Source organism: Streptomyces sp. SP18BB07, assembly GCF_036322545.1.
GTDB lineage: Bacteria > Actinomycetota > Actinomycetes > Streptomycetales > Streptomycetaceae > Streptomyces > Streptomyces deccanensis.
On sequence record NZ_JAQYWT010000337.1, the window covers coordinates 104,701 to 126,418 of the forward strand.

The 21,718-nt window shown below is 70.7% G+C and carries 20 protein-coding genes; 13 read left to right on the forward strand and 7 right to left on the reverse strand.

The genetic code is table 11. The features are described 5' to 3' along the window. Positions 1-68 precede the first annotated feature (68 nt). Positions 69-872, forward strand: coding sequence for an IclR family transcriptional regulator (locus PUR53_RS27595; protein ID WP_329895834.1), 804 nt, complete (start codon positions 69-71; stop codon positions 870-872). Positions 873-1,081: 209 nt separating this feature from the next. Here PUR53_RS27595 and PUR53_RS27600 read toward each other — a convergent pair whose 3' ends face one another. Then, complete coding sequence (locus tag PUR53_RS27600; RefSeq protein ID WP_239758373.1) at positions 1,082-1,396, reverse strand: DUF5955 family protein; 315 nt, start codon at positions 1,394-1,396, stop codon at positions 1,082-1,084. Positions 1,397-1,632: 236 nt separating this feature from the next. Here PUR53_RS27600 and PUR53_RS27605 point away from each other — a divergent pair, with 236 nt between their 5' ends. Then, on the forward strand, positions 1,633-2,274 hold the full coding sequence (locus PUR53_RS27605; RefSeq protein WP_329895835.1) for a nucleotidyltransferase family protein: 642 nt from the start codon (positions 1,633-1,635) through the stop codon (positions 2,272-2,274). 187 nt (positions 2,275-2,461) lie between these two features. Then, the gene (gene aceB / locus PUR53_RS27610; RefSeq protein ID WP_329910003.1) at positions 2,462-4,096 is read left to right on the forward strand and encodes a malate synthase A; all 1,635 of its coding nucleotides are present in this window, start codon (positions 2,462-2,464) and stop codon (positions 4,094-4,096) included. Here aceB and PUR53_RS27615 read toward each other — a convergent pair whose 3' ends face one another. Together PUR53_RS27615 and PUR53_RS27620 are read right to left on the reverse strand one after the other, a co-directional pair. Further along, on the reverse strand, positions 4,097-4,384 hold the full coding sequence (locus PUR53_RS27615; protein WP_329895837.1) for a SelT/SelW/SelH family protein: 288 nt from the start codon (positions 4,382-4,384) through the stop codon (positions 4,097-4,099). It abuts the gene before it with no gap. After that, positions 4,381-5,295: a HipA family kinase gene (locus tag PUR53_RS27620; protein WP_329910004.1), complete on the reverse strand. Its 915-nt coding sequence runs from the start codon at positions 5,293-5,295 to the stop codon at positions 4,381-4,383. The genes PUR53_RS27615 and PUR53_RS27620 overlap by 4 nt, the downstream gene beginning before the upstream one ends. A 394-nt stretch (positions 5,296-5,689) precedes the next feature. On the opposite strand from PUR53_RS27620, the gene PUR53_RS27625 reads away from it, so the two are divergent. Then, a complete protein-coding gene (locus PUR53_RS27625; protein WP_329910006.1) occupies positions 5,690-6,307 on the forward strand; it encodes a TetR/AcrR family transcriptional regulator in 618 nt (205 codons plus the stop codon). Positions 6,308-6,395: 88 nt separating this feature from the next. On the opposite strand, the gene PUR53_RS27630 is transcribed toward PUR53_RS27625, so the two are convergent. From PUR53_RS27630 to PUR53_RS27640, 3 genes are all read right to left on the reverse strand, one after another. Continuing rightward, positions 6,396-7,664: a helix-turn-helix domain-containing protein gene (locus PUR53_RS27630; protein WP_329895840.1), complete on the reverse strand. Its 1,269-nt coding sequence runs from the start codon at positions 7,662-7,664 to the stop codon at positions 6,396-6,398. Between the two features lie 194 nt (positions 7,665-7,858). After that, positions 7,859-8,443 (reverse strand): cupin, encoded by a 585-nt coding sequence (locus PUR53_RS27635; RefSeq protein ID WP_329910008.1) that lies wholly within the window; start codon positions 8,441-8,443, stop codon positions 7,859-7,861. After that, entirely contained in the window at positions 8,440-9,048 is a 609-nt protein-coding gene (locus PUR53_RS27640; RefSeq protein ID WP_329895842.1) for a class II aldolase/adducin family protein, read from the reverse strand. Before PUR53_RS27640 ends, PUR53_RS27635 begins: the two co-directional genes overlap by 4 nt. Positions 9,049-9,414: 366 nt before the next feature. On the opposite strand from PUR53_RS27640, the gene PUR53_RS27645 reads away from it, so the two are divergent. From PUR53_RS27645 to PUR53_RS27670, 6 genes are all read left to right on the forward strand, one after another. Then, on the forward strand, positions 9,415-10,401 hold the full coding sequence (locus PUR53_RS27645; protein WP_329910010.1) for a class I SAM-dependent methyltransferase: 987 nt from the start codon (positions 9,415-9,417) through the stop codon (positions 10,399-10,401). A gap of 85 nt (positions 10,402-10,486) precedes the next feature. After that, positions 10,487-11,482, forward strand: a complete 996-nt coding sequence (locus PUR53_RS27650) for a PLP-dependent cysteine synthase family protein (RefSeq protein ID WP_329895844.1) — start codon at positions 10,487-10,489, stop codon at positions 11,480-11,482. After that, a complete protein-coding gene (locus PUR53_RS27655) occupies positions 11,482-12,474 on the forward strand; it encodes a DMT family transporter (protein WP_329895845.1) in 993 nt (330 codons plus the stop codon). The genes PUR53_RS27650 and PUR53_RS27655 overlap by 1 nt, the downstream gene beginning before the upstream one ends. 56 nt (positions 12,475-12,530) lie before the next feature. Then, positions 12,531-13,199: a class I SAM-dependent DNA methyltransferase gene (locus PUR53_RS27660; protein WP_329895846.1), complete on the forward strand. Its 669-nt coding sequence runs from the start codon at positions 12,531-12,533 to the stop codon at positions 13,197-13,199. 79 nt (positions 13,200-13,278) lie between these two features. Beyond that, the gene (metK, locus tag PUR53_RS27665; protein ID WP_329910012.1) at positions 13,279-14,505 is read left to right on the forward strand and encodes a methionine adenosyltransferase; all 1,227 of its coding nucleotides are present in this window, start codon (positions 13,279-13,281) and stop codon (positions 14,503-14,505) included. Between the two features lie 59 nt (positions 14,506-14,564). Continuing rightward, positions 14,565-15,548 carry a carbohydrate kinase family protein gene (locus tag PUR53_RS27670; RefSeq protein ID WP_329910014.1) on the forward strand — a complete coding sequence of 328 codons (984 nt, stop codon included), beginning with the start codon at positions 14,565-14,567 and terminating at the stop codon, positions 15,546-15,548. Between the two features lie 80 nt (positions 15,549-15,628). On the opposite strand, the gene PUR53_RS27675 is transcribed toward PUR53_RS27670, so the two are convergent. Further along, the gene (locus tag PUR53_RS27675) at positions 15,629-17,224 is read right to left on the reverse strand and encodes an IucA/IucC family protein (RefSeq protein ID WP_329910016.1); all 1,596 of its coding nucleotides are present in this window, start codon (positions 17,222-17,224) and stop codon (positions 15,629-15,631) included. Between the two features lie 235 nt (positions 17,225-17,459). On the opposite strand from PUR53_RS27675, the gene PUR53_RS27680 reads away from it, so the two are divergent. The 3 genes from PUR53_RS27680 to PUR53_RS27690 all read left to right on the forward strand — a co-directional run bounded on the left by PUR53_RS27680 (position 17,460) and on the right by PUR53_RS27690 (position 21,234). After that, positions 17,460-19,013, forward strand: coding sequence for an IucA/IucC family protein (locus PUR53_RS27680; RefSeq protein WP_329910018.1), 1,554 nt, complete (start codon positions 17,460-17,462; stop codon positions 19,011-19,013). 137 nt (positions 19,014-19,150) lie between these two features. Continuing rightward, complete coding sequence (locus PUR53_RS27685; protein WP_239758361.1) at positions 19,151-20,419, forward strand: VWA domain-containing protein; 1,269 nt, start codon at positions 19,151-19,153, stop codon at positions 20,417-20,419. Next, positions 20,419-21,234: a hypothetical protein gene (locus PUR53_RS27690; protein WP_329910020.1), complete on the forward strand. Its 816-nt coding sequence runs from the start codon at positions 20,419-20,421 to the stop codon at positions 21,232-21,234. Before PUR53_RS27685 ends, PUR53_RS27690 begins: the two co-directional genes overlap by 1 nt. Positions 21,235-21,718: the final 484 nt, after the last annotated feature.

The following is a 21,718-nucleotide window of genomic DNA, read 5'->3' on the forward strand; positions in this document are numbered from 1 at the left end:
CGAGCGAGTAGTCAACGAACTGCCCGGTAGGCTGCGACCTCGCCCGCCATCCCGAAAGGACCGCGCCTGTGCCGACGTCCAGCGCCAGCGCCCACCCGACCGACTCCGTCAAGTCGTCCTCCGGTGGTGTCCAGTCCCTCGAGCGCGCCTTCGATCTGTTGGAGCGGATGGCGGACGCGGGCGGCGAGGTGGGCCTCAGCGAGTTGTCCGCGAGCAGCGGGCTGCCCCTGCCGACCATCCACCGGCTGATGCGGACGCTGGTCGTCTGCGGCTACGTACGCCAGCAGTCCAACCGGCGGTACGCCCTCGGCCCGCGCCTGATCCGCCTCGGTGAGTCCGCCTCCCGGCTGCTCGGCACCTGGGCGCGCCCCTACCTCGCGCGACTTGTCGAGGAGACCGGGGAGACGGCGAACATGGCACTGCTGGACGGCGACGAGATCGTCTACGTCGCCCAGGTGCCGTCCAAGCACTCGATGCGGATGTTCACCGAGGTGGGCCGGCGGGTGCTCCCCCACTCCACGGGCGTCGGCAAGGCGCTCCTCGCGGGCTTCCCGGCCGACGAGGTGCGCGCGCTGCTGGCCCGTACGGGCATGCCGGCCGCCACGGACAAGACGATCACCACACCCGAGGGCTTCCTGAGCGCCCTGGAGGACGTCCGGCGCCTCGGCTACGCCGTCGACGACAACGAGCAGGAGATCGGCGTCCGCTGCCTCGCCGTCTCCGTCCCGAACTCCCCCACCACCGCGGCCATTTCGATCTCCGGCCCGGCCGGGCGCGTCACCGAGGCGGCGACCGAGCGGATCGTGCCGGTGCTGCAGCAGGTGGCCGCGGAACTGTCGGAGGCCCTGGCGAACTCGGGGGCGGGGGGCTGAGGGGCGCGTCGTCGGGGGCGGGCTACCGCGGGGCGCGTCGTCGGGGGCGGGCTACCGCGGGGCGCGTCGTCGGGTGCGGGTGGGTGGGGCTTCTCGCGCAGTTCCCCGCGCCCCTGAAAGGCCTACGGACTTTCGGGCCGAAAAAGCAGGGGCGCAGCCCCGCTTTTTCAGGGGCGCGGGGAACTGCGCGACCAGCCCCCACCGGACGGTCAGCGGCGAGGCGGTTCCCCGAACAGCTCCACCGCCGTACGGACGTCCGCCAACCCCTTCGCCAGCGCACTCACCGACCCGATCGAACCCGCGATCAGCAACAGTGACCGCCTCAGTCGCGGCACCTCCGGCATTCCGGTGACCGCCATCGCCGCGAGCGCCGCCAGCTCGTCCTCCGCGATGCCCCGGTCGGGGAACTCCGCGGGATGCGCGGCCAGTTCACGACGCAGCCGGGACACGGCCGAGCTCAGCTCCGCCACTCTCGGATCCCTGTCACTGCCGGTCACTGGCCTCTGCCCCAAGCTCCGCAACACAGCCCTCTCCCCCCTCGCCCACGCCCTCGTGCACGAGTCGTGGCCGCACACCCGAGCACGACCGTCCACCCCATGGCGTCGGTCGGGCACCAGGGGTGGCGCGGGCCAGTAAACGCCAATCGGTGTGGCGAGCGCCACCACGGGGACCGAAATTCAGTCCCCGGGCATCGCAAAGACGGCACCCGGTCCGTGGGGCTTCACGGGACACCTCCGCCCGGTCGGGTATGCAGGGGGACATGACGCACCACCAGTCCCGGAACGGGGCCCAGGACACGGCCCACCCGACCCCCGAGAGCGAGGTCGTCGGACTGCTGCTGGCGGCCGGCGGCGGGCGGCGCCTCGGCGGCCGCCCCAAGGCCCTGCTCACCCACCGCGGCCGCCCCCTGGTGGAACACGCGGTCGGCGTGCTGCGGGCGGGCGGCTGCGCCCGGATCCATGTGGTCCTCGGCGCCGAGTCCGCGACCGTCCGCGCCCGTGCCGAACTGGCCGGCTGCGTCCTGGTCGACAACCCCGACTGGGCCGAGGGCATGGGCTCGTCACTGCGGGCCGGACTGGAGTCGCTGACGGGGACGGGCGCGGGCGCCGCCCTGGTCTCGCTGGTGGACCAGCCGGGCATCGGGCCGCGGGCGGTGGCCCGCGTCCTCGCCGCGCACGGTTCGAGCGGATCGCTCGTGGCGGCCGCGTACGACGGCGTGCGGGGGCATCCCGTGCTCTTCGGCGCCGACCACTGGCCCGGCATCGCCGCGACCGCCACCGGCGACCGGGGCGCGCGCGCCTACCTGAAGGCGCACGGTGACACGCTCACGCTCGTCGAGTGCGGGGACGTGGCCCGGCCGTACGACATCGACACCGAGGCCGACCTCGTCCACCTTGAGTGAACGGGGTGACACTCAGCGCCACGCTGCCTCGACCCGAAGAATCTCGACATCAACAAAACATTGAACTTCCACCATGAGGAAACTACTATCCACTGTTCAGAAGCGTTCCCCTCAGCCGGGGGCGCCCACAGCCCGACCCGGGTCGACTGACACCCGGTGCCACGCCCGCTGAAGGAAGTGACAGCTCATGTCCGCACCAGCGCCGTCCCCGCTGGCCATCGTCGACGCCGAGCCCCTGCCCCGCCAGGACGAGGTCCTCACCCCCGCCGCACTCGCCTTCGTGGCCGAGCTGCACCGCCGGTTCACTCCCCGGCGGGACGAGCTGCTGGCCCGCCGCGCGGAGCGGCGCGCCGAGATCGCCCGCACCTCCACGCTCGACTTCCTCCCGGAGACCGCCGCGATCCGCGCCGACGACTCCTGGAAGGTGGCCCCCGCCCCGGCCGCCCTGGACGACCGCCGGGTCGAGATCACCGGCCCCACCGACCGCAAGATGACGATCAACGCGCTGAACTCGGGCGCGCGGATCTGGCTCGCGGACTTCGAGGACGCCTCCGCGCCCACCTGGGAGAACGTGGTTCTCGGCCAGGTGAACATGGCCGACGCCTACCGGCGGAACATCGACTTCACCGACGAGCGCACCGGCAAGTCCTACGCGCTGCGCCCGAACGAGGAGCTGGCGACGGTCGTCATGCGCCCGCGCGGCTGGCACCTCGACGAGCGCCACCTGGTGGACGCCGACGGCCACGCGGTGCCCGGCGCGCTCGTCGACTTCGGCCTGTACTTCTTCCACAACGCCCAGCGGCTGCTGGACCTCGGCAAGGGCCCGTACTTCTACCTCCCGAAGACGGAGTCGCACCTGGAGGCCCGCCTCTGGAACGAGGTGTTCGTCTTCGCCCAGGACCACGTCGGCATCCCGCAGGGCACCGTCCGCGCGACCGTCCTGATCGAGACGATCACGGCTGCTTACGAGATGGAGGAGATCCTCTACGAACTCCGCGACCACGCCTCGGGGTTGAACGCGGGCCGCTGGGACTACCTCTTCTCCATCGTGAAGAACTTCCGTGACGGGGGCGCCAAGTTCGTCCTCCCGGACCGCAACGCGGTCACGATGACGGCCCCGTTCATGCGGGCGTACACCGAACTCCTCGTCCGCACCTGCCACAAGCGCGGCGCGCACGCGATCGGCGGCATGGCCGCGTTCATCCCGTCGCGGCGCGACGAGGAGGTCAACAAGGTCGCGTTCGAGAAGGTCAAGGCCGACAAGGACCGCGAGGCGAACGACGGCTTCGACGGCTCCTGGGTGGCCCACCCCGACCTCGTCCCGATCGCCATGGCCTCCTTCGACGCCGTCCTCGGCGACAAGCCGAACCAGAAGGACCGCCTCCGCGAGGACGTCGACGTCAAGGCCGCCGACCTGATCGCCGTCGACTCCCTCGACGCCAGGCCGACGTACGCCGGACTCGTCAACGCCGTCCAGGTCGGCATCCGTTACATTGAGGCCTGGCTGCGCGGCCTCGGCGCCGTCGCCATCTTCAACCTGATGGAGGACGCGGCCACCGCCGAGATCTCCCGCTCCCAGATCTGGCAGTGGATCAACGCGGGCGTCGAGTTCGGGCACGACGGCACCACCGTGAAGGCGACGCCGGAGCTGGCCCGCGAGGTCGCCGCCGAGGAACTCGCCAACCTGCGGGCCGAGTTGGGCGAGGAGGCGTTCGCCGCCGGTCACTGGCAGCAGGCCCACGACCTCCTGCTGGAGGTCTCCCTCGACGAGGACTACGTCGACTTCCTGACGCTGCCGGCGTACGAGCAGCTGCGGGGCTGATCAGGACCCGCCGATCCTGTCCGAGTGGCCCAGGGATTTTCCCGGGGCCACTCGGTCGCGTACGGCCTGCTTGACCGCGGTGGGCTCCGGGAAGCCCTGGTCGCGGCGGTCCCACACGACCTCGTCGCCCACCCGCACGACGAAGACACCGCCCGTGCCGGGCCTGAGGGACAGCTCGGTCAGTTCGGTCTCGAAGGTCGTCAGCAGCTCCTGCGCCAGCCACGCGGCTCGGGGCAGCCAGCGGCACTGGGTGCAGTACTCGATCTCGACTCGCTGTGTCCGCGTCATCCCAGGTGCACCGACCAATCCTGTTCCGCCGCCGGTTTGCCGTGCAGGTCGGGGACCCGCTTCAGCCAGTCCGGGCGGCCTCGCTGTGTCCTCGCCGCGCGCAGGGCCTCCTCGGCGGCGAGTTCCTCCCGGGTGGGGAAGTCGGTGGGGAGCCAGGCGGCGGAGGCGCGCACGCGCGCGTGGAGGTAGCGCACATAGGCGTCGCGGACCTCCTCGGGTGAGGCGAAGCCGTCCTCGACGGGCAGCCAGCCGTCCGGGACCTCCGCGAGGATCCGCCGCAGCAGCTCCTCGGTCACCTTCGGCGCGAGTTCGGCGTCGGCCGCGCGCACGTCGGGGGCGTAGTGGCCGAGGGCGTGGTGGCGGAAGTCGTACGCCTTCGTGGGGTCCGAGGCGTCCCATCGGTGGTGGAAGACGAGGGCCGCGCCGTGGTCGATCAGCCACAGGCGCGGGGGCGCGATGCCGAAGGTGGGCCAGATCATGAGGTTCGAACTGTGCACGGTGCGGTCGACGTTGACGGTGAGAGCGTCGAGCCAGATGATCCGCCCGGCTTCGAGCGGGTCGACGCGGAACTCCTTCGCGACGTCCGGGGTGAAGTCCGCGGCGCCCGGCAGATAGTCCATGCCGAGGTTGAGACCGGCGCTCGCGGCGTGCAGTTCCCGCACCTCCTGGTGCGGCTCGCTCCCGGCGATCGCCGGGTCGAAGTGCGCGAGGACCAGCTCCGGGAACCGCAGCCCGAGCGCCCGCGCCAGCTCCCCGACGATCACCTCTGCGACCAACGCCTTGCGGCCCTGCGCGGAGCCCGTGAACTTCACGACGTACATGCCCAGGTCGTCGGCCTCGACGACGCCGGGAACGGAGCCGCCGGCCCGGAGGGGTTCGACGTAGCGGGTCGCTCGGACTTCTCTCAGCATGTTTCTCAGGCCACCTTCTCAGCCCCGAAGAGGATCCGGTGGGTCTGGACCGGCACGCAGAGCATAGTAACCGGGGGGTGATCACCGGCGAGGAGTCCGCGAGCCGTCGTCAGCCCGGGGGTTTGCGTACCGGCACCGGCACTCCGTGCCTGATGGCATGTCCGGCATGGACGCCGTACGCGACGTCTCGCAGGAGGTTCCACACATGGTGAAGCAACATCCTCATCGCGGCTCTCCAAGCAGTCTCGATCGCCGAGCGGGAGATGAAAGTCCTCTCCGGTTGAGTATACCGACCTGTATGGTTACTGTCTCCCCAACAGCGAAGGTGTTCCTTGGGCGGTTCCCCACCTGCGCACACCTGTTGTAGCTATACCGCCAGGTGTAGCTTTGAACTGTGACTGTCAACAGCAACACCGTGGGCCGAAACAACAGGCGCACCGGCGCGCAGCACCTCACCCCGGCCGGTGTGAAGATCCTCCAGACCGCCTCGCGGCTCTTCTACGACCAAGGGATCCGCGCCGTCGGCGTCGAGGCGATCGCGGAGGAAGCGGGCGTCACCAAGAAGACCCTCTACGACCGCTTCGGTTCGAAGGAGGAGCTTGTCGTCGCCTATCTGCGCGCCCGTGACGGCCTGTGGCGTTCCACGCTGGTGACGTACGTCAACAGTCATGACGGCCCGCCGGAAGAGAAGCTGCTGGCCACGTTCGGCGCCCTGCGCGAATGGATGCGCGAGCGCAACCTGCGGGGCTGCGCCTTCATCAACGCGTCCGTGGAACTGCCGGCGGGTCACGCGGGCCGGGAGGTCGCGCACGACCAGAAGGCCTGGCTGCTCTCCTACCTGGAGGGGCTGGCCTCGGCAGCGGGTGCCGAGGACCCCGCGGGGCTGGCCGCCCAGATCCTGATCCTGCACGAGGGTGCCTGCGTCGCCGATTCCATGGGGTCGCTGGACCGGGCCGTCGACCGTGCCGAGCAGGTGGCCAAGGTCCTCATCGCGGGGTCGCTGCCCGGCTGACCGCTCCGGCCCCTGCCGCTCGACCGCCGGCTGACGTTCCTCGTCGGCGGTCGGGGCCGGCGTCCCGGACCCGACCGCCGGCGAGGTGCTATGCGACGAGCGTGGTGGCGACCCGGGGGCTCGGCCGCCTCGCCAGATCGGCCGCGTACGCCCGCAGCAGATCATGCATGCGGTAGTGGCGCTCGTCATGCCGCTGGACCAGGTGCGCGGCGGCCAGATTGCACAGCGACAGGGACGCCTCCTCCGGGGGGACACCCGCGATCGACGCCGTGCTGTCCACGTCGATCAGCTGGCCGGGGAGCAGGCCGAGCCCCCGGAAGACACGAGCGCTCTGCTCGTCGAGCGCCCTGTAGGACGTCTCGAACGCGTCGCGGAGGACCACGTCCCCCTCGGCGAGGTTCAACCTGGCCTGTCGGGATACGAGTTCGGCGGCGAGGGTTTCCGCGCTGTGGTGCTGATGGCTCACGATCCGCTCGGCGGCCAGGACCAGCGCCAGCGGAAGACATCCGCACAGTTCCGCCAGTGCGTCCACCGCGCCCGGGTTGACGGCGGCCCGCACCTGGCCGATGACCGCGCCGATCAGCATGGCGGCCTCCGGTCGGCGCAGCTCGGGCAGAGGCAGCGAGACCGCGTCCACCAGGGGCGTCAATCCCGGTAGTCGCGACCGGCTGGTCACCACCACGACGCAGCCCGGAGATCCGGGTAACAGGGGGGAGATCTGCTGGGCGTCCGCGGCGTTGTCCAGGATCAGAAGCATCTCCCGGCCGTGCAGATACGACCGGAGGGTGGTGGCCCTCTGGTCCAGCTCCACCGGAATGCGCTCCGGAGGCACTCCCACGGCGCGCAGCAGATCCCCCAGCACGTCGAAGGGGGCGGCCGCGGTGTCCGGCTCGGGCCCTTCGAGGCTGACGAACAGTTGCCCGTCGGGGAAGTGGCCGTCGTTGACGACTCGATGTGCCCATTGCACCGCTAGCGCGGTCTTTCCCACGCCGGGCGGGCCGTTGATCACCGCCACGGGTACCGCGAGCGGCTGGTCGTGTCCGTGCAGGAGTTCGTCCAGCCGTCGCAGGTCGTCCTGGCGTCCCACGAAGTGCCTTTTGGCGGTGGGCAGTTGGGCGGGCCGGACCCAGCCCTGCTGCTCACGGGTCACCGCCTCCAGGGCGGCGGCGATGGTGGTGAAGGTGCTCCCGAGGTCCAGTGCCCGGTCGCAGGCCTTCGCGAAGCTCACCGACGGCGACCGCTTGCCGGTCTCGATCTTGCTGATGTGGCCGGGATTGAAGTGCATCCGTGCGGCGAGTTGCGTGAGGGAGAGTCCGCGTCTCGTGCGGTGCGTCCGCAGCAACTGCCCGAACGTCACCGGTCCTCCCGCGGGAGAGCCGGTTCTCGCCGGACCAGGCCGAGTTGGGGATGAGGCCTGAGCTGATTCGCTTACCACTGTCTAGCCCCCAGAATCGTACGGTTCGTCTGAAGCCACCGGCGCGAGGCGGGATCACCGCGACGGCCTTGCGCGCCGTTCGGCATGGGCCGCGCTTGTCTACGCGAGGCGACCGGTCAGTGGCCCGGTGTCGCCAGCAGATCGTCGTGGGTCGGGAAACGGAGAGCGACACCGTCCGGCAGGAAGCGGGGCGCACCCTGGTCGGCCCGCTGGAGGAAACGGATCGCGGTACAGCTCGGGCGGGCACCGGCGTCGAACCAGTGGGGTGTGCGGCCGGGTACGGACAACAGATCTCCCGCCGTGCACAACACCGCGTACACCTGGCCCACGACATGGAGGGAGAAGCAGGCCGTTCCCGCGGCGACGAAGCGCACCAGATCGTCGTCGTGGACGTGCTCCCGTGAGAACCGCTCCCGCGCCGGACACGCCTGCCGGTGCTCGCCCGTATCGGTCGGGGGGCACATCAGGCGGACGATGTCGACGACCCGGTAGCCGCCCTCCGCGCGCAGATGGTCGATGTGGCTCCGGTACGCCTTCATGACCGTGGCGTCGTCGGCGCCGGCCGGCAGGCGACGGGCGGCATGCCACCGGACGAGGCGCACACCGATCCTGAGCAGTTCCCGGTGGATGACGTCCAGGTCGGCGGTCCGCACCCGGACCGTCTCCGGGGCGTCGTCCGGCATGATCTGCAGCAGTGTCACCGGGCGTCCGCCCTGGCCGCGGTGGCTCCGTCGACGACCGCGTCGGCCCGGAGCGGGTGGCTGAGCGGGTCGGCACTCTCCAGCCGGCCCAACGCTTCGTCGGTGTCACGGCCCCAGGTGACCAGGCCGTTCCCTCGGAAGAGCAGAGCGGGAGGGGTACCGGCGGCCGAGGCCGAGGGAGCGAGCGCGGCGGTCACGTCCTCGACGAGGCGTGACACATCGAGCGGGTCCGTGGCGACGGGCAGGACCGGCAGCCCGGCGTCGGGTCGACTGCCGTCCGGTCGGCCGGGCGCCTGCGCGTGGATCACTGCTCCGCAGTCGGGCAGTCGTCGGTACAGGGCGAGGTGCAGCGCGGTCTCCTCCGGGGGCCACTCGAACTCCCCGGTCAGCGGCAGCCCGTCGAACGGGTCCACCATCACGACGTCCTGAGGGGTCATCACCCTCTTGTCCAGGCCTCCGGCGGTGATCAGGACCGCTTCGCCCGATCGAACCGAGACGCTGCCGAACGTCCCCGGCAGCCGGCCACGCCGCCCCAGACAGCGGCCTACCGCCGAGAGGTGTCGGCGCTGCGACTCGGCGTCCTCGCGGATGTACAAGGGTTTCACGGATTGCCTTCTCCCGTACGGGCCTGCGGTTCCGTCCCTACGCCGGACGGTTGGAGCAACACGTGCGCATCTCCTTCGTGGGGGGAGAGATGGTGACGTATACCAACCGGTATAGCTACATGCTAGGGAGGCCGTCGTTGCAGTGTCAACGAGTCACTCCCGACGTGACCGGAAAGCTCCTTCGCCGCGCGACCCGATCGCTCCTGGTGGCCGTCTGCCCCGGCAGGGCGCCGCGAGCCGCCTGCCACCGTTGCCTGGTGACAGGCAACAGGGCATCCCTTGTGCGCCTTTGCACGCCTTGGCGATAGTGAAGTCGCCGTCGGCCCGGAACTCCGGGCGTCTGTCGCCACCTCTAAGGAGACCGAGATGGGTACACATGTCGACCACGCCGAACTGGTCGTCTCACCCGGCGAGTTCTTCCAGTTGAGTGAGACGAAAAGGATCAGGTCGTCCATAGGGCTCCGGCTTTCGGACCGTTCCTATCTCCCGAAGCCGGAATCTCCGCGCGCCGACTGGGTGGCGAGCGTCGCCGTGCCGGCGTTCAAGACGCTGGCTCACATGGGCGTACTCGCCCCGCGGTTCTGCACGATCGGGACGGGGGCGGGTCTCGACGCCCTGGCGGCCGTGGAAATCCTGCAGTCGAGCACGGTCGGTTTCACCGACCTCCACGAGGATGTTCTCGCCCACGCGCGGGAGAACATTCACAGCAATCTCCTGACCGAGGATGTCGAACTGATCGGATCCGCGGGCGATCTCCTGGCTCCGCTGTCCGGCAAGCTCTCGGAGATCGACGTGATCTACGAGAACCTCCCCAACATTCCCGTGGCGGGCGGCGAGGATCTGGCCGACGGCCAGACGAGTTCGACCTTCATCAGCGAACGCAGCGAGGAAATCCCCGGCTTCGCGGAGAAGAATCTCGTGACGCTGCACTATCTGGCTCTCCAACAGGCGCATCCCCTCCTTCGGGTCGGCGGGCGCGTGCTGTCGTCGATCGGTGCGCGCATTCCGCTGTCCGAGATCCTGGCGCTCTCCGGAGCCGCCGGATACAACGGCAGCATCCTGACCTACACCTGGAAGGTCCAGTCCGAACCGACCGAGGTGGTCGGCGGATACGCCCAGTGGGAGCGGGAAGGGCTGGGGCCGTTCCACTTCTACCCGGTGAGCGTCCTGCAGGAGGCATTCGACGGCCTGTCGCCCGCGGCGGCCGGCGCGCGGGCCCTGCGACTGGAGAAGGAGTTGGCGCCGTTCGAGATGTCGGCGCTGGACGCCCTGGCCATGGTCGAGAAGGGCGAAAGGGTCGGCCACACGGTCGCGATTCTCGACTCGGTGAAGATTCCGGACTCCGCCCTCTGAACGGGCGGGAACCGGCCCGGTCTCCACGGCACCCACGCCGTACCGGCTCTCCCCCACTCTTTTCCGTATGCAGTAAGGAGTCGGCATGAATGTCCAGTCGTTCATCGGCAGGACGCCCCTCGTCGAGCTGAAGACATTCGACGTTCCGGCCGGTGTTCGGATATTCGCCAAGGCCGAGTTCATGAATCCGGGGGGCAGCATCAAGGACCGGATCGTCCGCTACATCCTCGATGACGCCGAACGCCGTGGTCTGCTCCGGCCCGGCGCGACCATCGTGGAGAACACTTCCGGAAACACAGGTGCGGCGATCGCGATGATGGCCGCGACACGTGGCTACCGCGCGATCCTGACCATGCCGGACAAGGTGAGCGAGGAGAAGCGGGACGCGCTGCGTGCCATGGGCGCCGAGGTGATCATCTGTCCGACCTCGGCCCCGGCGGGTTCGGCCGACCACTATGTGACGCGCGCGAGGCGCATCCACGCGGAGACACCGGGCTCGTTCATGCTCGACCAGTACGACAACCCGCTCAACGCCGAAGCGCATTTCCGGTCGACTGGCCCTGAGATCTGGGAGGCGCTCGGACCCTCGGTGACGGCGTTCGTCGCATCGGGGAGCACGGGCGGCACGATCTCCGGAACAGCGCGGTTCCTCAAATCGAAGAAACCGTCCGTGACGTCCGTCCTGCTCGATCCGGTGGGTTCCATCTACCACCGCTATTTCCACGAAGGCGTCGTCGACCCTGCCCAGATCGCACCGTACTTCGTCGAGGGCGCCGGCGAGGATCATCTGGCGAAGTGCATGGACTTCTCGGTGGTCGACGACGTGCTTCAGTTCACCGACGCCGATGCCTTCGCCACCTGTCGCCATCTGGCCGAACGCGAGGGTCTGGTCTGCGGCGGCACATCGGGGGCCAATGTGTGGGGGGCCGTGCGGGTGGCCCGGTCGCTGACGGGGGCGGCCACGGTCGTCACCGTACTGCCGGACAACGGCAGCAAATACATCTCCAAGATCTACAACCCGGACTGGCTGACGCGGAACGGTTTCGCCGACTGTCGTCCCGCGCTGGAAGCGACTCCGTGATGGGGAGTACACAGAAGAACGTGGCGGCGGCACTGACGGCGGCCCTGCTGTGGGCGTTCGCCTTCCCCGCCCCGGCCGCCGTCAAGCCCGCCAGCGAACTGCTCCTGGTCACCGGCCGGTACTCCCTGTTCGGCCTGTGCGGCCTGTACGTCCTGTGCCGAGGCCGGCACCTGCTCAAGCTGATGCCGACGCGCAGGATCCTCTTCGGCCTGTACATCGGCTTCGTGGGGTACTTCGTCTTCTACATCTGCGTCTCGTACTCCGCCACCATGGGCAGCGGTTTCATCACGGCGGTCATCGTGGGGTCCTCACCGATCACCATCGCGGTGGCCGGCAACTTCGCGGAAAAGCGCATGTCGTGGAGCGAGTTGATCGCTCCCGTCCTCCTCATCCTCGTCGGCCTCACACTCCTGAGCGCCGTGGACTATCTCGACGGCGGTAACCCGGGCCGCGCGCACGACTCCCTCCTCGGCATTCTGCTGGCCGTCATGGCGATGCTCACCTGGTCCTACTTCGTCGTCCGCAACGCCCAGTCGCAGCGCACCTGGCAGACCAAGCCGGACCCCAAGATATGGGCGGCGCTGGTGGCCATGGGAGCGGGCGGTGCCTCCATGGTGCTGCTGCCCTTCGCCATTGCCACCACCCCTGAGGAGACCTTCTCCCCCTATCCCCTGTTCAAAATCATCGCCTGGTGCGTCTTTCTCGGGATTCTCGGTTCCTGGTGGGGCACCTACATCTGGGTCAAGGCGGCGCAGGGAATTCCGGTGCCCCTGGTCGGCCCGTTGCTCGCCACGGAGACGATTTTCGGCGCGATCCTTAGTCTCCCGGCGGAACAGCGCATGCCCACCTGGACGGAGATCGGCGGCTCCCTGTTCATCGTTGCCGGAATCGCCGTCTATCTGGTGTTCGACGTGCGGAACTCCCGATCGCGAGGAAAAAGCCCCGGCCCCGATCGGAAGCCGGACGCGTCCGACGTGACCGCGGTGACCTGAAGAGCGCCATGAAGATCCGTCACGATCGCCGATCCAACCGACAGGAAGGAATTTCCATGAGCAACTCCTTCGCGAACATCAAGCAGTCCCACGTGTTCTTCGACGATGCCCCGGGGCTGAAGGACTACTACGAGGGCTGGGCGTCGCGGTACGACGTGGACCTGGCGGACCAGAAATGGGTGGCGCCCCGCATAGCGGCCAACCTCGTGCACCTGCTGGCCTCGTCCTACGTGACACCGGACCCGACCGTCCTCGACGCCGGTTGCGGCACGGGCCTCGTCGGCAGTGTCCTGCGCACCCTCGGCGACTACGTGATCGACGGCGTCGACCTCTCGGAGAACATGGCCGCCGAGGCCTTCAAGACCCAGGCGTACCGGAAGGTCCTCGGCGGCGTGGACCTCGCGGCGCCCCCGCGCGACGACCATCCGGACCGGTACGGCATCGTGGTCAGCAGCGGTGTGTTCACCCTCGGCCATGTGCGCCCCCCGGCGCTGCTCACCCTGATCGAGTACGCCCTGCCCGGCGGCCTGATCGCGGTTTCCACGCGCGGCAGCTACGCGACCGAGACGGGTTTCGAGGACTTCGCCCGGTCCGGGGCGGTCGCCGCCCTGGCCTCCCTGGAGTTCAAGCTGAGCAACGCCCGCTACATCGCCGAGGAAGGCGCCGACTACTGGGTCTTCCGCAGGACCGGTCCGGCGGGAAGTACGCGTGACCGCCGGCGGTGACCTGCCCCGTCCCCCCGGCTCCGGCCGCGGGGACCGCGTGCGTGTCGACCCGAATCCACCACGTCCGCACTGGAGTGTCATGTCGCGCAGCCTGTTCACCTCCGAATCCGTCACCGAGGGTCACCCCGACAAGATCGCCGACCAGATCAGCGACACCATCCTCGACGCACTGCTGCGTGCCGACCCCGCGTCGCGCGTCGCGGTCGAAACCCTGATCACCACCGGTCAGGTGCACATCGCGGGCGAGGTGACGACCACCGCCTATGTCGACATCGCCTCCCTGGTCCGCGAGAAGATCCTCGCCATCGGTTACGACTCCTCGGCCAAGGGTTTCGACGGCGCCTCCTGCGGAGTGTCCGTGTCGATCGGCGCGCAGTCCCCCGACATCGCGCAGGGCGTCGACCAGGCGTACGACGGCAGTTCGGGCGACGCCGCCGCGAGCGGCCCGGGCGACGGGCTCGACCAGCAGGGCGCGGGCGACCAGGGTCTGATGTTCGGCTACGCGACGGCCGAGACGCCCTCCCTGATGCCGTTGCCGATCGAGCTGGCCCACCGGCTCTCGCGCCGGCTGACGGAGGTCCGCAAGGACGGTACCGTTCCCTATCTGCGCCCCGACGGCAAGACCCAGGTCACCATCGAGTACCTGGGCAGTCGGCCCATACGCCTGGACACGGTCGTCGTCTCCTCCCAGCACGCGAGCGACATCGACCTGGACAGCCTGCTCGCCCCCGACATCCGCGCCGAGGTCGTCGAGCCCGTTCTCGCCCGACTCGCCGACGACGGGATCAAGTTGGACACCGAGGGTTACCGGCTGCTGGTCAACCCCACGGGCCGCTTCGAGATCGGCGGCCCGATGGGAGACGCCGGACTGACCGGACGGAAGATCATCATCGACACCTACGGCGGTTACGCCCGGCACGGCGGCGGCGCGTTCTCGGGCAAGGACCCGTCCAAGGTGGACCGTTCGGCGGCGTACGCGATGCGCTGGGTGGCCAAGAACGTCGTCGCCGCCGGCCTGGCCCGACGGTGCGAGATCCAGGTGGCGTACGCCATCGGCAGGGCCGAACCGGTGGGCCTGTTCGTCGAGACCTTCGGCACCAACGCGGTCGCCGTCGAGCGGATCGAGAGCGCCATCTCCGAGGTCTTCGACCTCCGCCCGGCCGCCATCATCCGCGATCTCGATCTCCTGCGCCCGATCTACGGACAGACCGCGGCCTACGGCCACTTCGGTCGTGAGCTGCCGGACTTCACCTGGGAGCGCACCGATCGCGCCGACGCCCTGCGCAGGGCCGCGGCCGCGGACTGAACCCGACCGGCCGCCCCGGGCGTCCCCCCGCCCCTCCTCAGGACCAAGGAGCGCTGTCCATGCGTATCGCCGTGAGCGGATCGATCGCGACCGACCATCTGCTGGTCTTTCCCGGACGCTTCACCGAACAGCTGATCAAGGAGCGGTTGGAGCGGGTCTCCCTCTCGTTCCTCGCCGACCGGCTCGATGTGCGCAGAGGAGGGGTGGGCGCCAACATCGCCTTCGGGCTCGGACTGCTCGGTCTCGAACCGATCCTGATCGGCGCCGCGGGCGTCGACTTCGCCGAGTACGGCGCCTGGCTGCGCGCCCACGGCGTCGACACCTCCGAGGTCCGGGTCAGCGAGAGTCTGCACACCGCCCGCTTCGTGTGCACCACCGACGAGGACCTGAACCAGATCGCCACCTTCTACGCGGGCGCCATGGCCGAGGCACAGAGGATCGACCTGGCGGCGGTCGCGGAACGCACCGGTGCGCCCCCGCTCGTCCTGGTCGGCGCCGATGAGCCCGCGGCCATGCTGCGGCACACCGCCACGGCCCACCGGCTCGGCATCCCCGTGGCCGCGGATCCCTCCCAGCAACTCGCGCGCCTCGACCGCGACCAGGTACGCCGACTCGTGGACGGGGCACGGTGGTTGTTCACCAACGAGTACGAGGCCGCTCTGCTTCTGGAACGCACCGGATGGACGCGGGAGCAGGTCATGGGGCGGATCGGCACCTGGATCACCACCCTGGGCGAGGCCGGGGTGGCGCTGGCCCGGTCAGGAGGTCCCGTGCTGCGGATCCCGGCCGTGCCCACGGCGGACGTCGCCGACCCCACCGGCGCGGGAGACGCCTTCCGGGCCGGGTTCCTCGCCGGTACGGCATGGGACTGGCCGCAGGAGCAGGCGGCCCGGCTCGGCTGCGCCCTGGCCACCACCGCGCTGGAGTCCGTCGGCACCCAGGACTACAAGCTCAGCCCGTCGGACCTGATCACCCGCGTCGAGCAGACGTACGGCGACGACCGGGCACGCGCCATGGAACCGCGGCTCGCGCGGGTGCCATGACGGCCGAGGGGTGGTGGGGCACCGGCCGGGCGCCACGGTTCGTGTCGGCTGGTCAGGAGGACGACCGGTGTGTCGGATGGTCAGGACGACGACCGGCCTGTCGTGTCCCCCGTCCGCCGGAACGGGTTGGGCAGTGGCAGGTAGCGGGCGGCGGCGCCGTCCGCTCCGGTCCATCTGAGCAGCAGATTCGTCTTGCCCGGCAGCGTGGGTGAGCCGAGCAGGTCGGTGACCTCCGGTACGTCCGCGTGGCGCTCCAGCTCTCGTCGGACGGCGGGCCAGGGGTCGACCGTCGGGTGGTGTTCGGTCAGGGCCGCCGCGATCTCCAGGAGGTTGTTGACGAACAGGCAGTAGACCAGCCGTTCCCAGCCGGCCGCGCGCGTGACGTCCGGCAGGAGCTTGACGCCCTCGGCGTCGCGGTAGACCGCCCGGACGGGGGTGCCCGCGGCGTCGCAGGCGACGACGGTGTTCTGCAGGTGGGCCTCCAGCACCACGCCGTGGTCGTGGAACGCGGCGAGGGCCGGGGGGACGACCGCGCGCAGATACGCCTCCCACCAGGCCTCGGGGTCAGTGGCGTGGGCCGTCGGGTTGCCCGGGAATGCCTCGGCGCTCTCGGTGAGGGCGGCGGCGAGGAAGGGGGTCGCGCCGGGCGGCACATGGCCGCCCAGACCGTCCCGCACCAGGACCGCCAGCTCCTCGAAGGCGAAGGCGGCGGTGCGGTAGCCGCGGTCGCTCAGCCAGGCACCCGATGACCCGGCGAAGGCCTCCGTGACCGCCCGGTCGGTGCGGCGCAGCTTGAGCAGGTCGTGCCGCCACAGCCGACGGATGTCGTTGGTGATCCGCACGTCGAGGCTGAACTTCAGGAAGAGGTCGGGGGTGGGGGCGCCTCCGGTCACCGGCTCGCCTTCGGTCGCGGCCGCGCGCGCGTCCTCGGGGACGTACACCGTGCGGATCGCCGCCGTCGGCCACACCGTGCCCTCCGTCCGGCCCAGCCGTACGAGGCGGCCGTCCGCGAACGCCTCGGTCAACTCGCCTTGCAGCAGGTCGAGTTGCCAGGGGTGGGCCGGGAGGAGGCGATAGCCGGGCGGGGCCGAGCCCAGCGAGTCGAGGGCGGTGGTGTCGCCCTCCTCGACCACCGTGTCCTCGCGGACCCCGAGAAGGACCAGCGGGAACCGGACGTACGCCTCCGGCGCGTACGGCAGCCAGGCAGCGACCGGGCCGCCGCCGCGGGCCTTGGGGGCGGGGTGGTACGGATGGCCGGTGATCAGTGACTGCTCGGAGCGCCGGTACGGGTCCTCGGGCACCGGCGTGTGGGCGCGCTCGGCGAGGAGGGCGGCCACGGCCTCGCGGCTGTCCAGCATCTCGGCGGGCAGTTCGGAGTTGGCCAGGCCGGTGAGGGCGCGCAGTTCCTCGGCGACGAGTTTGACGAGGTCGGTGTGGGTGAGGGCGTGCCAGACGCCCGCCGTGCGCACGTCGGGATGGGCGGGACGGCGGGTGCCGCGCACCCGAAGGAGGCGGCCGCTGCCCTTGAGGCGGTGCACCCCGTCCCCCTCCGCGTCCGGCGACTCGACCGGCTCTCCCGCTTCCCGCAGAAGACAGTTGAGCAGCGGGGCGGCGGCGTGGGCGTCGGCGGCGGCGCCGATGCTGCCGCGGGGCGGGTTGGCGTCCACGGGGTCCATTCGTTCCTTACGGTGCACTCGTGATCAGTATGTCTGCCCCTCACGACTCGTCGCGAAGCAGCCATGAGGCGTCCCGCCGCGATGCCGTCATGCGTCACGGCGGAGGCGGACGGGCAGTGGTCGTACGCCGACGTTCGCACCGACATCCCTGCCGTCACCCGTACCCGCCCGACAGCGCCTCCGCACCTGCACCCCCCCCTGCCCCGCACCCGCCCCGCACCCGAGGAGCCCCTCCGTGGCCCGTCACCCCTTGACCGACGCCGACGCCGATGCCGACCCCGACCCCGGCTCCGACGCAGAGGCTGCGCTCGGCGCCGAGTTGGGCGCCGTGCGCCCTGATCTGACGCTGCCGTACACGGCCGCGCTGCCCGGCGCCCGGGCGGCTGTGCTGTCGCGGCTGTGGCGGGGCCTCGTCCACGAACCGCTGCCGTGGGTGGTGCGGCGGGACGCGGCCGGAGGGGACGGGGTCACGCTCCACCTCGCCGACGGCCGCCGGCTGCACGGCCCGGCCGTCGATCCGTACGGCACCACCGCGCAGGTCGAGGAGGTGTGGTTCGACGAGCGGTCCCATCGTCGCCCGGCGCGGCTGATGACCGCCCTGGCCGTTCCGCACAGCGCCGCGTTCGCCGCCGAACTCGACCACAGCGTGGCCTCCTTGGCACTGTCTCGCGCCAACCAGGCCCCGCCCGGCACCCCTTTGGAGGACGCCTCCGCGCGGGCGGGCTGGGAGTGGGAGCAGGCCATCGTCGACGGACATCCCTTCCACCCCAACTGCCGCTCCCGGCCCGGCTTCTCGGCGGTCGACCAGCTCGCCTACGGGCCGGAGCACCGGCAGGTGGTACGGCTGGGGCTGGCGCCCGTCGAGGACGCGCTGGTCGTCGGGGAGTGGCCGAAGGCACTGCGGGACGGGGGGCGGGTGCTGGTGCCGGTGCATCCGTGGCAGGCGGCCCATGTGCTCAAGTGCCCCTTGGGGGAGGTGATCGAGTCGCATCCGCTGATGTCCCTGCGCACTCTCGCCCTCGCGGACGGCGGGCCGCACGTCAAGACGGCGCTGAGCGCCCGGCTGACCTCCTCGGTGCGGGACATCTCCGTCTACTCGATCGAGACCTCGGCGATCGTGTCGGACTTCATGGCGGAGGTCGCGGCCCGTACCGACGGCCTGCTGCACGTGACCCGTACGCTCGGCGCGGTCACCGCCGGTTCGCCGGATCTCGCCGCGGTGCTGCGCGAGTCACCGGACACGTACGCGGACACGGCGGCCGGTGAACGGGTTCTGCCGGTGGCGGCGTTGGCGACGACCGAGCTGCCGCGGTCACCGGCCTGGCTGGCGGACTTCACCCGTCTCGCACTCACGGTCTCCCTCCGACTGCTCGATCTGGGCGTGGCCCTGGAGGCGCACGGTCAGAACCTCCTGGTGGTCCTGTCCCCGTCGGGTGCCCCCCGCCGCCTCGTCTACCGCGACCTCGCGGACATCCGGGTCAGCCCGGCGCGCCTCGCCCGGCACGGCATCGCGGCCCCGGCGATGTCCGGCCGCATCATCACGGACGACGAACGCACCCTGCGTCGCAAGCTGTTCGGCGCCCTGATCACGGGCACGCTCGGTGCCACGGCCGGTTCGACGCCCGTCCTGCGCGAGGCGCTCGCCACCGCCGTACGGGATCTGCCGCGCACCCCCGATCTGGGCACGTTGCTGGAGGGGCCGGTACCGACGAAGGCGTTGACGCTGATGCGCCTTTCGCCGGAGCGGCCCGGCGACATCTGGGCGGAGGTGCCGAGCCCGCTGCGGTGAGCGGTGTCGTCCGAGGGGCCTGGGCCGCTCTGGTCCGTCCGGTGGAGGGACCGGGCCGCCCTGGCCGTCCGGTGAACGGCCCGTCAACAGCGGGTCTCGTTTTGAAGCGTGGCCCTCCGGATCAATAGGATCCGCCGATGATCACAAGACAACGGCTGGCAGCAGGGGTGTTCGCCCTGCTCGCCGCCCTGACGGCCGGGATCGCGGTCCCGTCCACGGCCGTCGCCGACGAGACCACGGCCACCGCGCCCAAGGTCAACCTCCTGCTGGACGTGAGCGGTTCGATGCGGGCGAAGGACATCGACGGCCAGTCCCGCATGGCCGCGGCGAAGCAGGCGTTCAACGAGGTACTGGACGCCACGCCCGAGGAGGTTCAGCTCGGCATCCGCACGCTGGGCGCCAACTACCCGGGCGACGACCGGAAGACGGGCTGCAAGGACACCGCGCAGCTCTACCCGGTGGGGCCGCTGGACCGCACCGAGGCGAAGACGGCGGTGGCGACGCTCGCGCCGACCGGCTGGACCCCGATCGGCCCCGCGCTGCTGAAGGCCGCCGACGACCTGGAGGGCGGCGAGGGCACCAAGCGGATCGTGCTGATCAGCGACGGCGAGGACACCTGCGCCCCGCTCGACCCGTGCGAGGTGGCCCGCGAGATCGCGGCGAAGGGCATCGGCCTGACCATCGACACGCTCGGCCTGGTCCCGAACGCCAAGATGCGGCTGCAGCTGAGCTGTATCGCCGAGGCGACCGGTGGCACGTACACCTCGATCGAGCACCGCGACGAACTCACCGACCGGGTCAACCAGTTGGTCGACCGGGCCGCCGACCCCGTGGTCGTGCCGAAGGCCGTGGAGGGCGCCGAGGCGTGCGCGCAGGCGCCGACGCTCACGTCCGGTCTCTACACGGACCGCGAGGAGTTCGGCAAGGAGCGCTGGTACCGCGTGGACGTGAAGCCGGGCCAGGAGCTGCGGGCCTCGGTGAGCGTCGCGGCGGACCGTGACGTCAACCCGGACTACGGGGTCCTGCTGCGCGCGGTGACCACCAAGAACCGCGAGATCGTACGCGGCGAGGCGGCCGGCACGGGCCGTACCGACGTCATCTCCACGGGTCTGCGCCACCCGAAGCCGGAGGCCGAGGACGAGGAGGATGAGGACACCGCCGAGACGGTCTGCCTCCAGGTGACCCACTCCTACTCGCCCGCGAGCGGTGTGAAGACCACGCCCGGACTGCCGCTGGAGATCACCGTCGACGTCGTGGACGGTCCCGACCAGGCCGCCGACGTGGCCTCCTTCGGCCTCGGCCGTGGCTGGTGGCTGCTCGGTGTGCTGGTGCTCGTCGGATTCCTGGCGGGTGTGCTGTGGGGCTGGCTGTCACGCTGGCGGGTCGCGGTCTGGAGGACCAACTGATGCGGATCACACGCGTGTTGAGTGGGGCTTTGCTGGCGCTGGGCCTGGCGGTCTCCCCGGCCGTCGCGGACTCCACGCCCTCCCCGAGCTCCTCGGACGGCGGTGACGCGCCCACCGAGGCGGGCACCTCCTTCCGTACGGCCACGGAGTTCGAGCAGGGGCAGACCGCGACGGCGAGCGCCTCGACCGGTGACTACCTGTACTGGTCGTTCCCGGCCGACGCGGGGCAGCGGCCGACCGTGCGGGCGAACGTGAAGCTGCCCGAGGGGGCCGCGTCCTCCTCGACCTGGCAGATCGACGTGTACGACGGGCTGCGGCGCCGCCAGGCGTGCCAGTACGGCGCGCAGACGCGGACCGCCGGGGCGGGGGCCGGCACCGTGGAGCTGTCGTGCACCCTGCGTACGGTCCGCGCCTGGTCGGAGGAGTGGGCCGACGACCCGCTGCCGGGCACGTACTACGTCCGGCTGACCACGACCCGGCTGGCCACGGCCGATCTGGGACTGCCGGTCGGCGCGGAGGTCGAGGTCGAATCCAAGGACATCGGCGGCTCGGCGGCGGTCGACGGCTCGCTGGCCCAGCCGTTGGTGCCGGGGATCGCCGTCACGTCCGGGCAGGAGGACGAGGAGGACTCCTCGGCCGGGGCCGTCCTCTCCTCCCTCGAACCCGATGACGGGTGGGCCTCCGGCTGGTGGAGCGACCGCTGGGTGTGGACGGCGCTGGGGGCGGCGCTGGCCGCGCTGGCGGGGATCGGGGGGTACACGCTGACGCGCGGGTCGGGCCGGCCGCAGCACGTCCCACCACCGCCGGGTGCGTAGCGGCTGACGCCACGGCCGTTTGAGCGCCGCTGTCGGGTGCGGGTGCGTGGGGGCTGGTCGCGCAGTTCCCCGCGCCCCTAAAAGCATCAGGCCCCTGCGGGCCTGAAAGACCACAGCCCCGCGGGCTTGAAAAGCAACGGGGCTGCGGGCCTGAAAAGCAACGGGGCGCAGCCCCTGCTTTTCAGGGGCGCGGGGAACTGCGCGAGAAGCGCCCCCCCCCCCCCCCCCCCCCCCCCCCCCCCGGGTTGCCCCCCCCCCCCCCCCCCCCCCCCGGGTGGCCCCCCCCCCCCCCCCGCCCCCCCCCCCCCCCCCCCCCCCTACACCCCCCCCCCCCCCCCCCCCAAAACAAACAAACACACCCCACCCCCAGACCAACACACCCCCCCCCCACCCCCAAAAAAAAAAAAAACACCCACCCCCCCCACCAAAAAAACCCCCCCCCAAACCACCCAACAAACCACACCCCCCAACAACCCCAACACAC

What these genes read in the sequence shown, in the direction of transcription:
- PUR53_RS27605 (WP_329895835.1), top strand. Translation starts at nt 1,633, where the DNA reads ATGACGCACCACCAGTCCCGGAACGGGGCCCAGGACACGGCCCACCCG.
- aceB (WP_329910003.1), top strand. Translation starts at nt 2,462, where the DNA reads ATGTCCGCACCAGCGCCGTCCCCGCTGGCCATCGTCGACGCCGAGCCC.
- PUR53_RS27615 (WP_329895837.1), bottom strand. Translation starts at nt 4,384, where the DNA reads ATGACGCGGACACAGCGAGTCGAGATCGAGTACTGCACCCAGTGCCGC.
- PUR53_RS27620 (WP_329910004.1), bottom strand. Translation starts at nt 5,295, where the DNA reads ATGCTGAGAGAAGTCCGAGCGACCCGCTACGTCGAACCCCTCCGGGCC.
- PUR53_RS27645 (WP_329910010.1), top strand. Translation starts at nt 9,415, where the DNA reads ATGGGTACACATGTCGACCACGCCGAACTGGTCGTCTCACCCGGCGAG.
- PUR53_RS27650 (WP_329895844.1), top strand. Translation starts at nt 10,487, where the DNA reads ATGAATGTCCAGTCGTTCATCGGCAGGACGCCCCTCGTCGAGCTGAAG.
- PUR53_RS27655 (WP_329895845.1), top strand. Translation starts at nt 11,482, where the DNA reads ATGGGGAGTACACAGAAGAACGTGGCGGCGGCACTGACGGCGGCCCTG.
- PUR53_RS27660 (WP_329895846.1), top strand. Translation starts at nt 12,531, where the DNA reads ATGAGCAACTCCTTCGCGAACATCAAGCAGTCCCACGTGTTCTTCGAC.
- metK (WP_329910012.1), top strand. Translation starts at nt 13,279, where the DNA reads ATGTCGCGCAGCCTGTTCACCTCCGAATCCGTCACCGAGGGTCACCCC.
- PUR53_RS27670 (WP_329910014.1), top strand. Translation starts at nt 14,565, where the DNA reads ATGCGTATCGCCGTGAGCGGATCGATCGCGACCGACCATCTGCTGGTC.
- PUR53_RS27675 (WP_329910016.1), bottom strand. Translation starts at nt 17,224, where the DNA reads ATGGACCCCGTGGACGCCAACCCGCCCCGCGGCAGCATCGGCGCCGCC.
- PUR53_RS27685 (WP_239758361.1), top strand. Translation starts at nt 19,151, where the DNA reads ATGATCACAAGACAACGGCTGGCAGCAGGGGTGTTCGCCCTGCTCGCC.
- PUR53_RS27690 (WP_329910020.1), top strand. Translation starts at nt 20,419, where the DNA reads ATGCGGATCACACGCGTGTTGAGTGGGGCTTTGCTGGCGCTGGGCCTG.